The organism is Pseudomonas sp. PA-7-1E (genome assembly GCF_021605325.1).
Taxonomy (GTDB): Bacteria; Pseudomonadota; Gammaproteobacteria; order Pseudomonadales; family Pseudomonadaceae; genus Aquipseudomonas; species Aquipseudomonas fluorescens_BV.
Genome location: NZ_WKFA01000009.1, coordinates 143,571 through 161,696, shown reverse-complemented (window position 1 = coordinate 161,696; position 18,126 = coordinate 143,571). Strand labels below are relative to the sequence as shown.

The 18,126-nt window shown below is 59.6% G+C and carries 15 protein-coding genes, 4 tRNA genes and 1 pseudogene; 9 read left to right on the top strand and 11 right to left on the bottom strand.

What is annotated here, in order from left to right; translation table 11 throughout:
• From GIW79_RS08895 to GIW79_RS08880, 4 genes are all read left to right on the top strand, one after another.
• Nucleotides 1-276 (top strand): hypothetical protein (locus tag GIW79_RS08895; protein ID WP_218777672.1); only part of this gene is annotated, 276 nt, incomplete at its 5' end.
• A 232-nt stretch (nt 277-508) separates the two neighbouring features.
• Complete coding sequence (locus GIW79_RS08890) at nt 509-1,450, top strand: LysR family transcriptional regulator (RefSeq protein WP_028698648.1); 942 nt, start codon at nt 509-511, stop codon at nt 1,448-1,450.
• Between the two features lie 466 nt (nt 1,451-1,916).
• Nucleotides 1,917-3,131: a glutathione-independent formaldehyde dehydrogenase gene (locus GIW79_RS08885; RefSeq protein ID WP_023093406.1), complete on the top strand. Its 1,215-nt coding sequence runs from the start codon at nt 1,917-1,919 to the stop codon at nt 3,129-3,131.
• 484 nt (nt 3,132-3,615) lie between these two features.
• Entirely contained in the window at nt 3,616-4,506 is an 891-nt protein-coding gene (locus GIW79_RS08880; RefSeq protein WP_023103878.1) for a LysR family transcriptional regulator, read from the top strand.
• Nucleotides 4,507-4,528: 22 nt separating this feature from the next.
• Here the strand turns inward: GIW79_RS08880 and GIW79_RS08875 are convergent, their stop codons facing one another.
• The gene (locus tag GIW79_RS08875; RefSeq protein ID WP_009459591.1) at nt 4,529-4,822 is read right to left on the bottom strand and encodes a helix-turn-helix domain-containing protein; all 294 of its coding nucleotides are present in this window, start codon (nt 4,820-4,822) and stop codon (nt 4,529-4,531) included.
• Nucleotides 4,823-4,941: 119 nt separating this feature from the next.
• Here GIW79_RS08875 and GIW79_RS08870 point away from each other — a divergent pair, with 119 nt between their 5' ends.
• On the top strand, nt 4,942-5,595 hold the full coding sequence (locus GIW79_RS08870) for a substrate-binding domain-containing protein (RefSeq protein ID WP_023106332.1): 654 nt from the start codon (nt 4,942-4,944) through the stop codon (nt 5,593-5,595).
• Nucleotides 5,596-5,713: 118 nt separating this feature from the next.
• Entirely contained in the window at nt 5,714-6,682 is a 969-nt protein-coding gene (locus tag GIW79_RS08865; RefSeq protein ID WP_020924940.1) for a Dyp-type peroxidase, read from the top strand.
• A gap of 37 nt (nt 6,683-6,719) precedes the next feature.
• Here GIW79_RS08865 and GIW79_RS08860 read toward each other — a convergent pair whose 3' ends face one another.
• The 5 genes from GIW79_RS08860 to GIW79_RS08840 all read right to left on the bottom strand — a co-directional run bounded on the left by GIW79_RS08860 (nt 6,720) and on the right by GIW79_RS08840 (nt 9,304).
• Nucleotides 6,720-8,663, bottom strand: coding sequence for a tyrosine-type recombinase/integrase (locus GIW79_RS08860; RefSeq protein ID WP_023103875.1), 1,944 nt, complete (start codon nt 8,661-8,663; stop codon nt 6,720-6,722).
• Nucleotides 8,664-8,889: 226 nt separating this feature from the next.
• Nucleotides 8,890-8,965, bottom strand: a tRNA-Gly gene (locus GIW79_RS08855).
• Nucleotides 8,966-8,968: 3 nt separating this feature from the next.
• Nucleotides 8,969-9,044 (bottom strand) — tRNA-Glu (locus tag GIW79_RS08850).
• A gap of 105 nt (nt 9,045-9,149) precedes the next feature.
• A tRNA-Gly gene (locus GIW79_RS08845) sits at nt 9,150-9,225 on the bottom strand.
• A 3-nt stretch (nt 9,226-9,228) separates the two neighbouring features.
• Nucleotides 9,229-9,304 (bottom strand) — tRNA-Glu (locus tag GIW79_RS08840).
• Nucleotides 9,305-9,663: 359 nt separating this feature from the next.
• Between GIW79_RS08840 and GIW79_RS08835 the strand changes: the two genes are divergently transcribed.
• Nucleotides 9,664-10,434 carry a hypothetical protein gene (locus GIW79_RS08835; protein WP_034127216.1) on the top strand — a complete coding sequence of 257 codons (771 nt, stop codon included), beginning with the start codon at nt 9,664-9,666 and terminating at the stop codon, nt 10,432-10,434.
• Nucleotides 10,435-10,726: 292 nt separating this feature from the next.
• The gene (locus tag GIW79_RS08830) at nt 10,727-11,539 is read left to right on the top strand and encodes an alpha/beta fold hydrolase (protein ID WP_054898853.1); all 813 of its coding nucleotides are present in this window, start codon (nt 10,727-10,729) and stop codon (nt 11,537-11,539) included.
• Between the two features lie 35 nt (nt 11,540-11,574).
• Here GIW79_RS08830 and GIW79_RS29790 read toward each other — a convergent pair whose 3' ends face one another.
• From GIW79_RS29790 to GIW79_RS08815, 4 genes and pseudogenes are all read right to left on the bottom strand, one after another.
• Nucleotides 11,575-12,417, bottom strand: a complete 843-nt coding sequence (locus tag GIW79_RS29790) for a methyl-accepting chemotaxis protein (RefSeq protein ID WP_371264160.1) — start codon at nt 12,415-12,417, stop codon at nt 11,575-11,577.
• A gap of 15 nt (nt 12,418-12,432) precedes the next feature.
• Nucleotides 12,433-12,660: pseudogene (locus GIW79_RS29785) on the bottom strand (HAMP domain-containing protein); the annotation flags it as partial.
• 995 nt (nt 12,661-13,655) lie between these two features.
• Complete coding sequence (locus GIW79_RS08820) at nt 13,656-15,068, bottom strand: aminotransferase-like domain-containing protein (RefSeq protein WP_054898851.1); 1,413 nt, start codon at nt 15,066-15,068, stop codon at nt 13,656-13,658.
• A gap of 200 nt (nt 15,069-15,268) precedes the next feature.
• Nucleotides 15,269-16,030, bottom strand: a complete 762-nt coding sequence (locus tag GIW79_RS08815) for an SDR family oxidoreductase (protein WP_003190072.1) — start codon at nt 16,028-16,030, stop codon at nt 15,269-15,271.
• A 229-nt stretch (nt 16,031-16,259) separates the two neighbouring features.
• On the opposite strand from GIW79_RS08815, the gene GIW79_RS08810 reads away from it, so the two are divergent.
• Nucleotides 16,260-17,267 (top strand): NADP-dependent oxidoreductase, encoded by a 1,008-nt coding sequence (locus GIW79_RS08810; protein WP_089042713.1) that lies wholly within the window; start codon nt 16,260-16,262, stop codon nt 17,265-17,267.
• A gap of 122 nt (nt 17,268-17,389) precedes the next feature.
• On the opposite strand, the gene pyrF is transcribed toward GIW79_RS08810, so the two are convergent.
• On the bottom strand, nt 17,390-18,088 hold the full coding sequence (gene pyrF / locus GIW79_RS08805; RefSeq protein ID WP_161907402.1) for an orotidine-5'-phosphate decarboxylase: 699 nt from the start codon (nt 18,086-18,088) through the stop codon (nt 17,390-17,392).
• Between the last annotated feature and the right edge of the window lie 38 nt (nt 18,089-18,126).

Below are 18,126 nucleotides of genomic sequence, written 5' to 3'. Positions count from 1 at the left end.
CTTGCGGGTCTGCTTGCGCTTACCGGCGTACTCGGCATCGGCGAAGGTCATTTGTTTCATCATCGAAAAGCTCGGCGATTGGTGTCCGGGGATTTTGCCAAATCAGGAAGTCTTTTTCAGGATTTCCCCAGCTGCGCCACAACGGCCATGGCAGGCTCCATTCTCTCCCCGCTTCAACGGCCACGACCCGAACAGCTCAAGAGCTTAGCACCGCCTTTTGCGGTTGCGTGCCTCACCACTCACGCTTACTCCCTTCCAGAACGCGCCAACTGCTAAGCTACATGAGGACGACTCGCCCACAGCGCAAAGCACCTGTGTTCGCGCTATTGGCTGTCCCGTGCGTTGTGGTGCTGACCGTCGATGACGAGTCGAACCTACTGTATGGGCACTGCGCGCGGCAGCCTTTCATGCGTGCCAGCTACGTGCCCAAGGTTGGACGCGGATCGAAGCGTGCGCAGGGTTTTTCGTGAAAGTATAAAATCTAATCAACTTTATCAGAAGAAAATATATGATCGTAAGAAACTTTGAATACTTGCTTGCTTTGCACCGTGAAGGCCATTTTGGCAACGCGGCCAAAAGCTGCAATGTTTCTCAGCCGACACTCTCCGCGGGCATTAAGCAATTGGAGGAAGACATGGGTGTCGAGATCGTGCGTCATGGCCGACGCTATGACGGCCTCACTTCTGAAGGGATGCGCGTACTGTCTTGGGCTCAGCAGATGTATGACGACTGCAAAGGGCTGGAGCGAGAACTCTCCGCACTACGGCGAGGTATAGAGGGGCAATTCCGGCTAGGGATACTCCCAGGAACTGCCGGTGTAGCGCCCACATTAAGCATCGCCCTTGCTGAAAAAACACCCTTACTTCAACAATCAGTTCTGGTTTCCGGCGCTTCTTCCCTGCTACAGGCGATTCGAGAAAACAATTTGGATATCGCACTCATGCATTTGGAGGATATCCCAGGGGAAGACTTCGATACTCACCTTCTGTACCGTGAACGCATTTTCCTTTTTCACGCCGCGAGAACACAGCAACCCCGAAGCACAACGTGGGACCATGTTCTCAATAGACAACTCTGCGTGCTGAACTCGGCAGTACCTGAACCCATTCAAGATAGGCTGATGCAATGTACCGCGCAGACTATTCGCACTGATTCAATTGACGTGCTATCGGCACACGTGGCGACAGGAAAATATTCGGCAGTTCTTCCGCAATCTCTCGCCGGCCAACTCGCGCACATTCCAAATCTCCACGCAATCGCAATCAATGGACCAATGTCGCACTCAAATGTCGGATTCGTTGCTGGGAAAAATGCGTTCGAGGCACCGTCATCGCGTGCATTGCTCGAAATGGTGCACACCCCCGAACTCGCCGCCACTCTTCAATCCGTTATATCGATCCATCGTCGGTTCCAGCCCAAAGCAGACTCATCTCAAAGCCCCCTGAAATAGCGAGTCTTGAAGAGCAACTCTGTATTGCTTCAACCAGGCGAAGATTGCAGGCATGCCGTGTGCGCCGCTAACAGGCGCCACGTGCTGAGCAACCCATCGAAGGCCACTAGGTCCAGGGGCAACTCGGGGGACAGGAGTACCTGCTGCATGCGGCCTCCTCATGTCTCGCTGGGTCGAGCTGACTGTTCCTAGATCAAGCTAGGAGGCGCGATGTAGCGATGATCGTTGCCCTCTCCCGGCTAGGAGACGAGCACGGCTCGACGATCCCGCGTAGATAGATCGTGCCTATCTGTACATAGATTATTCCAGTTTGACCACTTCTGAGCTTGATCCGATGCTGTCAAGACCGCAGAAGGAGACGCGGCCAACGGCTAGGCAGTACCACGATCGTTCTTCTTGACAGCGGTAAATTTCGTTTCCCACTTCGATTTAGAAGATGGAAACATTAACGCACAGAGGTGACGAAATGACTCCGACCGGTAACCGAATCGTGACTTTCGAGAAGCCCTTGGAAATGAAGGTCAACACCTTCAAATTTCCAGAGCTGATAACCCCTCAAGGGAAAAGCGCACCCCATGGCGCTATCCTCAAAATAGTTACCACAAATATCTGTGGCAGCGACCTTCACATTTATCGCGGTTCGTTTGCTGTTCCCAAGGGAATGACCATGGGCCATGAAATGACCGGCGAAGTGATCGAAGTGGGATCAGACGTCGAAGTCGTGAAGAAGGGCGACATCGTTTCCGTTCCCTTCAATGTGGGGTGTGGGCGTTGCTACAACTGCAAGCATATGCGCTCCGATGTATGCGAGAACACCAACCCCGAAATCGACTGCGGAGCCTACGGGTTCAACCTCGGTGGCTGGACGGGGGGGCAAGGTGATTATCTCTTCGTACCGTATGCGGATTTCAATCTCCTTCGCTTCCCTGACAAGGATGCCGCCATGGAAAAAATCCGCGACCTGACCCTTCTCTCTGACGTATTACCCACAGCTTTCCATGGGTTCGCTGGCCCAGACTGGCCAGCCGCGCCGGCCTACGTCGTCGGCGAAAACATCCTGATCTTCGGTGCCGGGCCGGTCGGCAGAGCGGGTGCCGCCTGCGCCAGACTTCTGGGTGCAGGCGCCATCATCGTTGCCGATTACATTCAAGAGCGGCTGGACCTTCTCAAGCCACACGGCGTGGAAACCATCAACCTTTCCGACGGCGTGCCGATCGAGGAGCATCTCGAACGCATTACCGGGCACAGGGAGGTGGATCGCGTCATCGACTATGTTGGTGTGGACTGCCGCGGGTTTGGCGCGGAGGCTGACAAGATCGTGGAGAGCGCTGTTACCAACGCAATGCTCAAATATGTCCGCTTCGGCGGAATGACCAGTACGGTCGGTGTGTACTGCGCAAACCCGATCTCGAAAGACCCGAAAGCCAAGAAAGGCCATATGGATCTGGAATGGTCCAACGCCTGGATCAAGTCGCCGCGAATGTCGGCTGGTCAATCTCCGACGGCCAACTACAACCACGCGTTAATGCGGGCGATACTGAACGATCGCATGCCTTACCTTTCGCCGATGATGAACACTAAGTTCATCAAGCTCGAAGACGCGCCCGCCGCGTACAAAGAGTTCGACGCGGGTTCTGCATACAAGTACGTCATCGACCCGCATGGTTCAGTGCGGCATTAAGCATCCGGCGCGGGCTAAGCATCAGGATGTCTCACACTTTCTGGTGAGAGGCATTCTGGTCCCGCCAGTCTCCGGGCAGCAACTGGAGCCGGCGAATATTTTCGCCGGCATTTGCCGTCTGCCCCAGGGTACTTGCCTTGGCTCGGACCAGGAGCAGAGCCTCAGCAATCCGCAGGTGATGATCAACCGCAAGCGTGTTCAAGCGCTTGGTTCGCAATCGGCCAAGGGTCAGACGGGGACGATGCACGGCATCCATTGACGTGCGTGGCTGGAGATAGCCTTCGTCTGATCCTTATCACCCCACGGACTTGATCAGGCTCGCCTAGTGTTGTGCCTGCCTCGGGCCATCGCACGGTCAACCCAGCCCTGGCTCATTCAGCCAGAAGTTTCCAATGATGTGGCCGAACTCGCCGCCGCCAGAATGGCAGTCACTTCTATAGGGAGATAGCACAGTGTTGGATAAGTCGGAACGGGAGGGTGGCCTATGGAGCTGCGCCATCTTCGCTGCTTCGTAGTTCTTGCTGAGGAGCTACATTTCACGCGGGCGGCTGAGCGCCTGCATATCGAACAACCACCGCTATCACGAGCCATCAAGGAACTTGAGGACGAGTTGGGCGTAGTGCTCTTCGACCGAAACCGACGAGGAACAGTTCTAACGGCGGCGGGCGCGGTCTTCTTGCAAGATGTTCGCCGTCTATTCACAGTGCTGGAACAGGCTCGTGAAAATGCCAAGGCTGTGGCATCGGGCTTGCGCGGTAGCCTGCGCATCGCTGTATCAGATGGGGCTATCGATCCACGGCTGTCGGCATTTCTGGCTCGTTGCCGCGCCGAGGAGCCGGAGATCGAAATACGCTTGTCAGAAGTGCCTCTGGCAGAGCAAGTGCGTGGCTTGCGTTCGGGCGACTTCATGATCGGGTTCGCGCACACGGGCGATGTCGGCGACGGTATCGCTGCCGAACCAATCTGGCACGACCCGCTGGTGATTGCGGTGCCAGCTCGTCACTCATTGCTCACCTACAAGGAGGTGCCACTTCAAGAACTTCAAGGCCATCCACTTGTCCTGTGCGACCCGCAGGTATGCGAGGGCTATTGCCGCGAACTCAAGCGGCTGCTCAACACGTTGGAGCACAAGCTGAATGTTGTCGAGGAAGTGTCCTCGCTGGACATGATGCTCACGTTGGTCGGCGCCGGCTACGGCATCGGCTTCATGACGGCGACCAAGATTCCCATCTCCCAACGGCCGGATGTGGTGATCCGCCCCTTGGCGATGGATTCTGCCGTGATCACCACCTACCTGCTTCGGCCGGACGGCGGCAATTTATCGGCTTCGGTGGAGCGATTTATCGTTCGCCTTCGCGACTCTTCGGACGGTTGACGGAGCCTGGCAGGCTAGACACTCAGGGATCAGTGTCGGCACGCAGATTGCGTTCGGTCGCCGTCATCAGGTCAGCCGCGCTTATTCCAAGTGCCGTAGAAATTTTCAGTATGAGCGGAAGCGTGGGCACGTGCTCACCACGCTCGATCTTACCCATGTGAGAACGCGAAATGCTTGCCCGAGATGCGAACTCGTCTTGCGCGACTCCTTGAGCGACGCGCGCAGCGCGCACGGCCTGTCCGAAGGCTAACGCCGACTCGGATTCATACGTCGATGTGCCAGAAGGACGGCCTGGCTGAATTGTTGATTTCTGCATTAGCAGAAGCGTCAAACAATCTGCCACAATTAACCACGTTAAAGATAACGACGTTAAACTTCACTCTTTCCTGAAACGCTGGTTTGCCTTTCTGGACAGATCGCTTATTGGGGGCCCTCATGCATGACGCCACCAGCCAGTTTTCCCATTTCAGGCTTGCTATCGCGCCCGGAGTGCCATCCTCTTGCCTCACAACGCTTCTTGCCCTACAGCGCGCGGAGGAACCAGAAGTCACCATCACGTTCTTTGAGACCTCAGCCGATGATCTGTTGACGGGCCTTGAGGAAGGCCGCTACGACGCTGGAATGACGCTTCGGAACGCTGGTGCTCCGGCTGTGAAAAGCCAACCGCTCTGGGTGGAGAACGTGGCTGTTGCAGTGCCGCTGGGGTCCCCCTTAGTTGCCCAGGCGAAGATCACGCTTGCCGAGCTTCTGGACTATCCGGTGTTTCGCTGGCCGGCGGAGGCTTGCCTACTGCTGGATCAGCGACTGTCCTTTCTTCCGTTGAGCCAGCAGAGCATTCAGCACGTGACTTCGTTCGAGATGATGGCGCTTTGGGTGACCGCTGGCTACGGAGTGGGGCTCTCCGCGCAATCGCGCATTGAGCGTGCCCATGCGTGGGGGATCACTATGCGACCGCTTTCAGACGGCCCCTACGAGATCGTGACATACCTGCAGCGACCCCACGGACGAGCCAATGTTGTTTCTGAGCGGTTCGAGCACAGGGCAATGCTGGTTGCCAGGGACAGGGCGGCTTGCTCGAATACCCCATAGCCCGCTCTCGCCGAGGCTGCGTGCGGGTAATTGCAGCGGCACGCGCCTGTTAGCGCGCCAGTGATAGCGCTTCCATCTCTGGCAATATGATGAATTAACATGGTCTTTGGAGGCACGAATGGTTGGAAGTGGTTGGGATCGAGTACCAATTGACTCGCAAAGCATCGATGCGCCGCTGTCGCGCGCGGCGGTGTTTCTCACGTTGACGGTCGCCGAGGGCCACGAGGCCCTTCAGGCGGTCGCCGGCGTCTTGGACGGGCTGGACGACCTGATCAAAACGGTGGGCTTCCGCGATCTCAACGGCCGGCTGTCGTGCATCACTGCACTGGGATCGGCGCTATGGGACCGTTTCCAGACCGGGAAGCGCCCGAAGGAACTACGGCCCTTCGTGCCCATCGAGGGTGCCAAGCACACCGCGCCTGCCACGCCCGGCGACCTGTTCTTTCACATCCGTGCCGAACGCGAGGACCTCTGTTTTGAATTCGAGCGCCTGCTGCTGGACCAACTGGGCAGCAGCGTGACGGTGGCCGACGAGGTGGTCGGTTTTCGCTACTTCGACTCCCGCGACCTGCTTGGCTTTGTCGATGGCACGGCCAACCCGACCGGGCACGACATCGGCGCCTCGACGCTGGTCGGCAGTGAAGATCAGGCGTTCGCCGGCGGCAGCTACTTGGTGGTGCAGAAGTATCTGCACCAAATGCAGCCGTGGGCTCGGCTCGCCAAGGACGAGCAAGAGCGGATCATCGGCCGGGAGATCGTCAGCAATGTCGAATTGCCCGACGCGACGAGCGGCCAGAAATCGCACAAGACCCTCGCCACGATCGTGGACGACGACGGCACCGAGCACGACATCCTGCGCGACAACATGCCCTTCGGCCGCCCCGGCCAGGGCGAATATGGCACCTACTTCATCGGCTACTCCAGGCATCTGTGGGTGACGCAGAAGATGCTGGAGCGCATGTTCCTCGGCGATCCGCCAGGCATGCACGACCGCCTGCTCGATTTCTCGACGGCGCACACCGGCGCCGTGTTCTTCGCTCCCGCACCGCGCACGCTGAGCGAACTCGTGGAGGCGGTGCAAGCGTAATGCAGGGGCCGCAAGGCCCCTGCAAGGTTTGAGAGCCCTATGCTCCGTCTAGAACTACTGCGCTATCCACCAGCCGACGAACGCTTTGCCGCACATCCTCGGGGATGGGGTACGGGGCAATGGCCTCGGGCATATCCGCATAGTGCTGGTAGTCGCCCATGATGACCTGGATGATCGCCGGTACGTTGGTCGGCGTGACCGCATCAATGGCCGCGCGGTCCCCCAGGTCAGGGTGCGGCTGGGTCAGCATGCGGTACAGATCCCACGAATCCGCGTGCGGGCACTGGTTCATGAGCACCTGGGCCAGCTTGTGCTTGAGCGGCACCAGTTGCCAATCGGGAACACGCTGCCCCCGATTGCCCAAACTGATGGACAGCAACTTGCCCGCTTTCAGTTCGCGGTTGATCTGGTCCTTGGACTTTCCGGCCAGCTTGCCGAACAGCGGGACCGGCAAGCTGCTTGGAGACTCGTAGATGGTCAGCATTTCCTCGCGCTCGCGCTGGATCGCGGACACTTCCGGCTCTGGGGCATGCGTCGGAGGCGGCGGTACCTGAGACAGCCGCTGGAACGTGATGCCGCCGCTGCTCGGGGTTACGACAATAGGCGTGGCCACGACGGGCGGGACGCCGGGAGGAGTGGGCTCGGCCATCGCGAGGGTCGCATCCACCGCTTCCTCCACTTCTGCCATCGCCGGCGCCCCGTCGATACGGATGGTCAGATGCGCGCTCGCGGCTTCCACTTCGCCCTGTTCGAGCAGGTCGAGCCGATCGGCCCAGTCCTGCATCATCCGACGGCGCGGCTCAACGTACTTGGCGTGGTTGTAGGACGAACTCACCTTGTTGGGGTCGGAATGGGAAAGCTGCGCGTCCACCCAAATCTTCGGGTAGCCAATCTCGTTGAGCGCCGTCGAGATAGTGCCGCGGATGCCGTGGCCGGTCAGGCGCCCCTCATAGCCCATGAGCTGCACGGCCTTGTTGAGGGTGTTCTCGCTGATGCGCTTCTTGAGTTCGCTGCGGTGTGACAGCAAGTACTTCTGCGCCGGCCGCATCACCCCCAGGAGATAGCGCACGATCTCGATGGCCTGCAGGGATAGCGGCACGATATAGGGGGGCACATCCTGCGGCCGCTTCCCTGCCTTGCGCATTTCATCCTGGAGCTGCTTGACGATCTGCGGTGGGATGATCCACAAGCCCCTGTCGAGGTCGAACTGTTCGGGTTCGGCCAATCGCAGTTCGCCGGTGCGCACCCCGGTCAGGAACAGCAGCCGGACGCCAAGCTGGGTCTGCCAGCCACGGGGGTTGTAGAGCCGGAGCTTCTGGAGGAACTCGGGCATCTCGGGCAGGTGCAGGTAGGGATTGTGGGCTACGGGGGGCTTGGGCTCTGCCACCACGTCCAGGTCGGCGGCCGGGTTGACTTCCAACCCCTCGGCAATGACCAGGGCATAGCGGAACAACTGGTTGAACCAGGTGCGGACCTTCTCGGCGGTGGTGAACGCCTTGCGTTTCTCGATCGCCGCCAAGACGCCCAGGAGTTGGGGGCGGCGAATGTCGTAGATCGACATTCTTCCCAGGGTGGGCAACACGTCCTTGTTGAAGATGCGCAGGATCTGCGACAGCGTGCTTTGACGGCCTTCCTTGAGTTCCTTGCGGCGATGCTCGACCCAGGCATCGAAGACGGTCTTGAAGGTGTATTCGCCCGCCAGCTTGGCCGCGTGCCGTTTCTGGTCGCGCTCGACCTGAGGATCGATCCCCCTGGCGAGCAGGGCCTGGGCCTTGTCTCGCTCGATCCGGGCCTCGCGCAGGCTGAGAGCAGGATAGCCGCCCAGGCACAGGCGCTTTTGCTTGCCCAGCCAGTAGTAGCGGAATTGCCATGACTTGCCGCCTGCGGCTGAGACCATCAGGCCCAGGCAGTCGTTGTCGGAGAGGGTGTAGCGTTTTCCGGTGGTCTTCGCCTGCCGGACGGTCAGATCAGAGAGCGCCATTTCGAGACTCCTAAGTAATGACTTAGGCCCTATGCTCGTCATGGTCCCCGCTCAGCCCCAGCAACTATCCGGTAGCCGACCCACCCGTATTCTTGTGCCTTATTTGGTCACTCAAAAACGGTAGCTGTGGGTGGATTTCCGTGGCACTCGCTGGAATGAAAAAAGGAGCCGAAGCTCCTTTTTTCAATGACCTACAGACCCCAGTAGAAGTCTGTGGATCAAAATTTGGAGCGGGAAACGAGACTCGAACTCGCGACCCCGACCTTGGCAAGGTCGTGCTCTACCAACTGAGCTATTCCCGCAAATGGCGTCCCCTAGGGGACTCGAACCCCTGTTACCGCCGTGAAAGGGCGGTGTCCTAGGCCACTAGACGAAGGGGACACGCTACTGAAACACATGGTGTGTGTTCCAGTGCCCAGAGGCCTTGTCCGAAGACTTGGTCCTGGTTTCACTCAATGCCGCCCGAAGGCCACACTGCTTGTAAATTGGAGCGGGAAACGAGACTCGAACTCGCGACCCCGACCTTGGCAAGGTCGTGCTCTACCAACTGAGCTATTCCCGCATATGGCGTCCCCTAGGGGACTCGAACCCCTGTTACCGCCGTGAAAGGGCGGTGTCCTAGGCCACTAGACGAAGGGGACACACCTACAACATTCACTCCCTACCGCGTTTCGCTGTGTGCTTTACGCTGTAAGTGGCGCGCATTCTATGGATGGATTGAAAGGTCGTCAACCCCCAAGGATAAATTTATTTAAATCAATGACTTCGCCATGGTTTCACGGCCTTCGCGGGCATTGGCACCGTCCGAGCCTTGGCGCCTATATTCTGGCGTTCGACAAGACGCTATAGTTCACCCTGACAAATGATGGCAATGTGCATCCATTCAGGAAGCGCCTACCTATATAGAAGAAATCACCTGGGCAACTGGTCGATCGGTCCTATCCGCCGGATGACCCAGTCACTACACTCCACAGCACACCCTATTAAAGAGGTCACACCGGTGACACCACTCATGATCACCCTGCTGGTAATAGCCGGGATCGTAATACTGATCGCCATTGGCTACATGAACCACGTGGTGGAAAACAACAAGCTGGAAAAGAAGCGTACCGAGATCGAGCTTAACGATCGGCTGCGTCGCTGCGGTGAAATCACCGAGACCTTCCCCGGCCAACTGATGACCCCAGCGCTCAAGCTGTTGCTGGCTCGCCTGGAACTGAACGTCAACCAGCGCCTGTTGAACCTCAACAAGTCCAGCACACCGCTCAAGGCCCGCATCAACGAACTGAATGCGCTGATCGCCCAAGGCGAATCGATTCCGGTGCCCAACCCACCGGCCCCGATCCAGACCGAAGCCAAGGCCAAGGACGTGCGCTTCCTGCTCGAAGCCCTGCACGGCCAAGTCACCCGCGCCGCCCAGGATGGCTTCCTGCCGACCAACGAGGCCAAGCACTGGATCAAGGAAATCCGTCATATCCTGGTGCTGCTGCATATCGAGTTTTTCAACAACCTCGGCCAGCACGCCCTGCTGCAAGGCCAACCCGGCCAGGCACGCCTGGCGTTCGAGCGCGGCGTGCAGTACCTGCGCAAACAACCGGAGCCGGTGCTCTACAGCGCCCAGTTGCAACTGCTGGAGTCCCAACTGGCGCGCGCCAACTCCACAGTGCTGACCAACAGCAAGCCGGCCGAGGACGAAGTCAACGAGCTGACCGAGGGCTTGAAAGTCGTCGATGCCGACGCCGAGTGGAAGAAGAAAGCGATCTACGATTGATGGCAACGCGAACGCAATGCTCATAGCAACGAAGATCAAAGGTGGTGGCTTGCCTGCGAAGACGTCGGCCCAGCAAACATTGATGTTGACTGACACACCGCTTTCGCGAGCAAGCCCGCTCCCACAGTGGGATTGTGGGGTGTCAGGTAGGTGAGCATCGGCTGGCAGGCCTTCATCGCAGGCAAGCCAGCTCCCACAGTGAAATCATCACATGCCATCAATGTGCACCTATCCCCCCGCTCCCGACTAGCGTAAAAAAGTGCCCCTCACTCCGTGAAATTAGAGGCCTGTTATGCCTGTCGCCGTGATTGATGGACAACCGCTGCACTATATCGACCAGGGCGCCGGCCCTGTCGTGCTACTGGGTTCGAGTTACCTGTGGGCCAGCGACATGTGGGCGCCGCAGATTGAAGCGCTGTCGCAGCAATACCGCGTGATCGTCCCCGAGTTGTGGGGCCACGGTGAGTCCGGGCCGTTGCCAGCACCCACCCATTCCCTGGATGACCTCGCCCGCCAGGCCCTGGCGTTGCTGGATCACCTGAGCATCGAGCAAGCCAACCTGGTGGGCCTCTCGGTCGGCGGCATGTGGGGCGCACGCCTGGCATTGCAGGCTCCCGAGCGCATCAACAGCGTAGTGCTGATGGACACCTACCTCGGGGCCGAACCCGAAGCAACGCGCCAGTATTATTTCTCGCTGTTCAAGATGATTGAAGACGCCGGGGCGATCCCCGAACCGTTGCTGGATGTGATCGCACCGATCTTCTTCCGCCCGGGCATCGACCGCGAATCCGCGCTGTACCGGGATTTTCGCCAGTCACTGCAAGACTTCCCCAGAGAACGCTTGCTGGACAGTATCGTGCCGCTGGGCCGCCTGATCTTCAGCCGCGAAGACATCTTGGCGCACTTACCTGCATTGGACTCCGACACCACCCTGGTGATGTGCGGCGAGCAGGACAAACCCCGGCCACCCGCCGAGTCCGAGGAAATGGCCGACCTGATCGGTTGCAGCCTGATCCTGATCCCCGAAGCCGGGCATATCTCCAGCCGCGAGAACCCGGATTTCGTCAACGAGGCGCTGCTGACCTTCCTCGCCAACCACGCCTGATCGCCCGCCCTCAGATCGCAGCGCCTACGCTGCGATCAAAGGTGGAAATGCCCCACCATCCCCTTGAGTTGCGCGCCCAACTGCGCCAACTGGATGCTCGAGGCGGCATTGCCTTGCATGCTCAACGCCGAATGATCGGCACTCGCCCGAATACTCGTGACGCTGCGGTTGATCTCTTCGGCCACCGAGCTTTGCTCCTCGGCTGCGGCGGCGATCTGTTGGTTCATCTGCTGGATCAATGAAACAGCCGCCGCAATGCTGCCCAAGGCCCCTTCGGTTTCCAGCGCATCACTGACCGCCAGTTTCACCAACTCGCCGCTCTGCTGGATCTGCTGCACCGAGGACTGCGCCGCACTGCGCAGCGTGCTGACCAGCCGTTCGATTTCCTCGGTCGATTGCTGGGTGCGCTTGGCCAATGCCCGCACTTCATCGGCCACCACTGCAAAGCCACGCCCCTGCTCACCAGCACGCGCCGCCTCAATCGCAGCGTTCAAAGCCAACAAGTTGGTCTGTTCGGCCACGCTCTGGATCACGCTCAAGACGGTACCTATATTCTGGATTTGCGCGCTGAGGCTTTCGATACTGGCGCTGGCACTGTTGCTGGATGTGGCCAGCAACTCGATACGCTGCAGGCTCATGCGCACCACCTGCTGGCCGCTATCGACCTTGGCATCCGCGGTCTGTGCGGCTTGGGCAGCCTGCTCGGCATTGCGTGCCACATCGTGCACCGTGGCGGTCATCTGGTTCATCGCCGTAGCGACTTGCTCGGTTTCGTCCTTCTGGTTGCTGACTTCGGCAGTGGTTTGCTCGGTGACGCTGGACAATGAATGCGCGGAGCTGGCGAGCTGTTCGATCCCCGCCTGCAACCCGCTGACCATCTGGCTCAAGCTGTTGCCCATCTGCTGCATCGCCTGCATCAGCTGGCCGATTTCATCACGCCGGCTGATCTCCATGCGCCCACTCAGGTCACCCGAGGCGATCTGCTGAGCCACGGCGATCACCGCCCGCAACGGCGCAACAATCAAGCGGGTGATCACCCATGCAGCGATCAAGCCCACCAGCAGCGCCAGGGCAGATGAACCGATGATCAGCAGCGTGCTGTGCTGCAACTGCGTTTGCATGGACTGGTCTTCGGCGGCGTACGCCTGGTTGACTCGATTCACCACTTGCTCGGCGCGGTGATGCAACTGGGTGTAGACCACTTTTTCCTGGGCCAACAGCCCGGTGTATTCGCCGAGCTTGTCACTGAACGACGCGATATGCCCGGAGACTTCATTGAGCACGGTCTGGTAGCCGGGGTCCTTGACCGTGGTTTTGAGTTTCTCGACTTCAGCCAGGGCCTGGTCGGCTTGCTCGATCTTGCCCTGCCCGGCGTCGTCTGCGTCCGCCCTGCGGCTCTGATCCAGGCGCACCCGCGCTTCGTTCATGGCCTGCAACATCAGACGCGACACCTGGCTGACCTGCCCCGCCTGCTCGATAAACTCCGCGCCCTCCTTGCCTTGGCTTTCCTTGAGGCCATAGGCACCGTCGTCCGCCAGCCCGGCTTGCAGCACATCCAGGTTATTGGCCACGCTGGACACCGACCAACTGGCCATTTCCAGGGCGAGGTCCTTGGTCTGGGTCAACTCGACGAACTCATCGAATGCCTGGCGGTAGGCGACCAAGGCTTGCTCAACGTCACCCATCACTCGCTCGTTGCTGGCAGACCGAGCCTTGAGACGCGTGGCCTGGGCCAGCAGCGCATCGACACTGGCATGCAGGGCATCAACGGCCTTGGGGTCGGCGTGCAACGCATAGTCCTGCTCGATCAAGCGCACCTTGAGCAGGTCGCTGTTGAGCGTCGACATCGACGTAAGGCCTTCGAAGCGCTGGCCGATGGTCTGCAGGGACCACACACCGATGGCCGCTACCAAGGCCGTCAGCAGCAGTACCAGGGTAAACCCCAAGCCGAGTTTTTTTGCCATACCGAGGTTGGCGAAACGTCGTTGCACGCCCGAAATCATTGCACTTGATCCTCTTGCAATGGCAAATGCCATAAGCCAGGTTTACAAGCAGCGAGATTCGCAACCCCGAGGCACTGAGCACAAGCCGCTGGCGCCGGAATAATGGCAAAAAGCTACATGCGCGTCGTTTTCAGAATGGTCGAGGTCGATCTTGCCGCGCCCATGGCTCGGAACAGCGTCAATGCGCGTTGATCAGCCGCGTAGGCCACATTGATGCGTAACCATTCGCTGCGCTCACCCGTGGGGCTGAACAATGCGCCGGGCGACAGCAACACACCCAGCCGCTGGGCGCAGGCTTGCAATCGCGAGGGGTCGGCCATGCCTGGTCGTGCCCACAGGAACATACCGCCCGCGGGTGCGGCAAATACCTGCCACTCTTCATCCTCCAGTACCTGCAACGTGGCGGCCATCTGCGCATTCAAGCGCTTGCGCAGGCGCTGCATCCACTTACGATAAGTGCCGTTACTCAGCAACGTCGCCACCATGGCTTCGGCAAACCGTGAAGTGCCGATGCCTGTCAGGGTCTTGAGCTGGGCCAATTGCGTAATGATCGCAGCACTGGCACACAGGTAACCCACGCGCAGGGCGCTGCTCAGGGTTTTGGAAAAGCTCGACACATAGATCACCCGATCATCATGGGCCAGCGCTGACAAGCGCGTGCAACTGGCATGCTGCAGGTCGCCGTACACATCCTCTTCGATAATCAGGAAGTCGAGTTCGCGGGCCAGCTCCAACAACCGCTCCGCCACCGGGCGGCACAGGCTGGTGCCGGTGGGGTTGTGATACAGGCTGTTGATGAACAGGCACTTGGGCCGATGGGTTTGCAGCAGCGCTTCCAATGCCGGGATATCCGGGCCGCCATGGGCACGTGGCACTTGCAGCAGCGTGACCCCTCGAAAGGCCAGTTGGCGGTAGAGATTGCCATACCCGGGTGTTTCGACCACCACCTCATCACCGGGCTTGAGCAGCGTGCGTATCAGCAGGTCCTGGGCATGGCTGGCGCCATGGGTGGTCAGGATACAGTCCAGGCTGGCGGGCACGTGAATCTGCGTCAGGCGCTTGAGCAGTTGTTCGCGCAACGCCGGCAGCCCCAAGGGTGTGCTGTAGTTGAACAGGCCACCAGTGTCGGTGCGGCTCAGTTCACGGATCGCGTAGCTGATGTCATCGCTTTCGCGCCAAGTGTCGGGTAACCAACCGCAGCCCAACTTCAGCTCGCCCAGCGGGCTATCGGTAAATGCACCCCAGCCTTGTTCCGCACCTTCATACCAATGGTTTTCGTGGGCCGTGGCGGGATGCGCCACCACGAACCCCGAACCCTGCCTGGGAGCCAGCAGCCCCTGGGCCACCAAGCGCTCGAATGCCTCGATCACGCTGGACTGGCTCAGCAGGTTATCGAGGGCCAATTGGCGAATGGACGGCAAGCGTGTGCCAGGGCTCACCCCCTCCTTGCGAATCCATTCTGCCACCGCGCCGACGATCTGCTGAACAACCGGTACCAGGGCTTGTCGATCGATCCCTAAATCCATGAGCCACTCACTTAAACTGTCTGTTAACCCAAAACAGTTAAGCACAGAAGCCTGGTAAAACCGGTCGCCAAGTTTTATTAAAGTATTGATTTTATTAGATTATTTACCTTCGGAAACATATTCAGCCACGGCACTCTGCCAGCTATGGAAACGCCCCACATCACCCCGCGCTCTTTTCAAACAGCGTGCCAAGCGCGGTCCTAGATCGCCGTCGCGCCACCGTCCACCGCCAGGGCCTGACCGGTGGTAAACGCTGCGCCATCACTGCACAGGTACAACACGGCGCTGGCGATTTCCTCAACCTTGCCAATGCGTCCCACCGGGTGCATGGCTGCGGCAAACTCAGCCTTGCGTGGGTCGGCCTCATAGGCGCGACGAAACATGTCGGTATCAATCACGGCCGGGCAGACGGCATTCACGCGAATTTTCTTCTTCGCGTACTCGATGGCCGCCGATTTGGTCAGGCCAATCACCGCATGCTTGGACGCCGCATAGATGCTCATCTTCGGTGCCGCCCCCAGCCCCGCCACCGATGCGGTGTTGACGATGGCCCCACCGCCCTGGGCCAACAGCAACGGCAACTGATACTTCATGCACAGCCACACGCCTTTGACGTTAACCCCCATGATGGCATCAAATTCATCAAGACTGCCGTCGGCCAGCTTGCCCTTTTCGATCTCGATGCCGGCGTTGTTGAAGGCGTAGTCCAGGCGCCCATAGGTGGCGACGGTTTGTGCCATCAATTGCTGCACGTCCGTGTCGAGCGTGACGTTGCAGCGCACAAATATCCCTTCGCCACCGGCCTGGTGGATCAGTGCCACAGTGCCCTCGCCTCCTGCCACATCAAGGTCCGCGACCACCACCTTCAAGCCTTCGGCGGCGAATGCCAGCGCGGTGGCGCGGCCAATACCAGCAGCGGCGCCGGTCACCAAGGCGACCTGGCCGGAAAACGTCATGCTCATGGGAACTGTCCTGTGGGGGTTAGTAACGGTGGAGCGAGTCTAGCCAACGCCCGCAGCCGTGCGTCAGCACTATCAGAAGGCCGGTTGGCGCTGCATGAATCGCAGTGATAAAGCCGCCCGGCTGATTATCAGCGAAGCCTATTACCGGGCATTCGCCTGCTTTGCACACCCTTGCCCTTCTGCCACTGAGGGTCTATCACTCATGTTCCATTTCTAAAGAGTCCTTGCCATGACCGCCCAGACCAACCGCCAATTTCTGCTCGCCAAACGCCCGGTCGGTGCCGCCACGCGAGAGACCTTCACTTACCAGGAAGTGCCAGTGGGCGAACCCCAGGACGGCCAAGTGCTGGTGCGCAATGAATACCTGTCCCTCGACCCGGCCATGCGTGGCTGGATGAATGAAGGCAAGTCCTACATCCCACCAGTAGGCATCGGCGAAGTGATGCGCGCCTTGGGCGTAGGCAAGGTGATTGCCTCGAAGCATCCGAACTTCGCGGTGGGGGACTACGTGAACGGTGCACTGGGCGTGCAGGATTACTTCCTCGGCGAGCCCCGTGGTTTCTATAAGGTGGACCCCAAGCTGGCACCTCTGCCCCGCTACCTGTCCGCCCTGGGCATGACCGGCATGACGGCGTACTTTGCCCTACTGGAGACCGGCGCCCCGAAAACCGGTGACACCGTGGTGATCTCCGGTGCTGCCGGTGCCGTGGGTAGCATCGCCGGGCAGATCGCCAAGCTCAAAGGCTGTCGCGTGGTGGGGATCGCCGGTGGCGCCGAAAAGTGCAAGTTCCTGGTGGATGAGCTGGGCTTCGACGCCGCCATCGACTACAAAACTGAAGACGTGCCCGCCGCCCTCAAGCGCGAGTGCCCCAAAGGCGTGGACGTGTATTTCGATAACGTCGGCGGCGATATTCTCGACGCCGTGCTCAGCCGCCTGGCGCTCAAAGCCCGCGTAGTGATTTGCGGCGCAATCAGCCAGTACAACAACAAGGAAGCGGTCAAAGGCCCGGCCAACTACCTGTCATTGCTGGTCAATCGTGCGCGCATGGAAGGCTTTGTGGTGATGGACCACGCGGCGAACTTCGCGGCGGCGGGTCAGGAAATGGCCGGCTGGATGGCCCAGGGCAAGCTCAAGAGCAAGGAAGATATTGTCGAAGGGCTGGAGACATTCCCGGAAACGCTGATGAAGCTGTTCAATGGCGAGAACTTCGGGAAGTTGGTGCTCAAAGTCAGCTGACACACCAAAAAAACAGATGTGGGAGCTGGCTTGCCTGCGATGCAAGCAACTCGGTCTCTAAGTGATACCGAGTTGATACTATCGCAGGCAAGCCAGCTCCCACATTTTTGCCGCTCTAAAAATCAGGCGATCTCGGCGACGACCGCTGCCAACGCCTTGGCAGGATCCGCCGCCTGGCTGATCGGACGGCCAATCACCAGGTAATCCGAGCCCGCATCCAGGGCCTGGCGTGGGGTCAGGATGCGGCGCTGGTCATCCTGGGCGCTGCCGGTAGGACGGATACCCGGTGTCACCAGTTGCAGCGAGGGGTGAACGTTCTTCAGGGCCTGGGCTTCCAGGGCTGAGCACACCAGGCCGTCGAGGCCGGCTTTCTGCGCCAGGGCTGCCAGGCGCAACACCTGAACCTGCGGCTCGATATCCAGGCCAATGCCCGCCAAGTCCTCGCGCTCCATGCTGGTGAGCACGGTTACACCGATCAACAACGGTTTTGGGCCGCTGCGCTGTTCCAGCACTTCGCGGCAGGCGCTCATCATGCGCAGGCCACCGGAGCAGTGCACATTGACCATCCACACGCCCATCTCGGCCGCGGCTTTGACGGCCATCGCCGTGGTGTTGGGGATGTCATGGAATTTCAGGTCCAGGAACACTTCGAAGCCTTTGTCACGCAGGGTACCGACGATTTCCGCCGCGCAACTGGTGAACAGTTCCTTGCCGACCTTGACCCGGCAAAGCTTGGGGTCCAACTGATCAGCCAGCTTCAGTGCGGCGTCACGGGTGGGGTAATCCAGGGCGACGATGATAGGAGTCTGGCAGACGGACATTGGAATGGGCTCTCAGGCAAGTCGAAATCGGCGCGGAT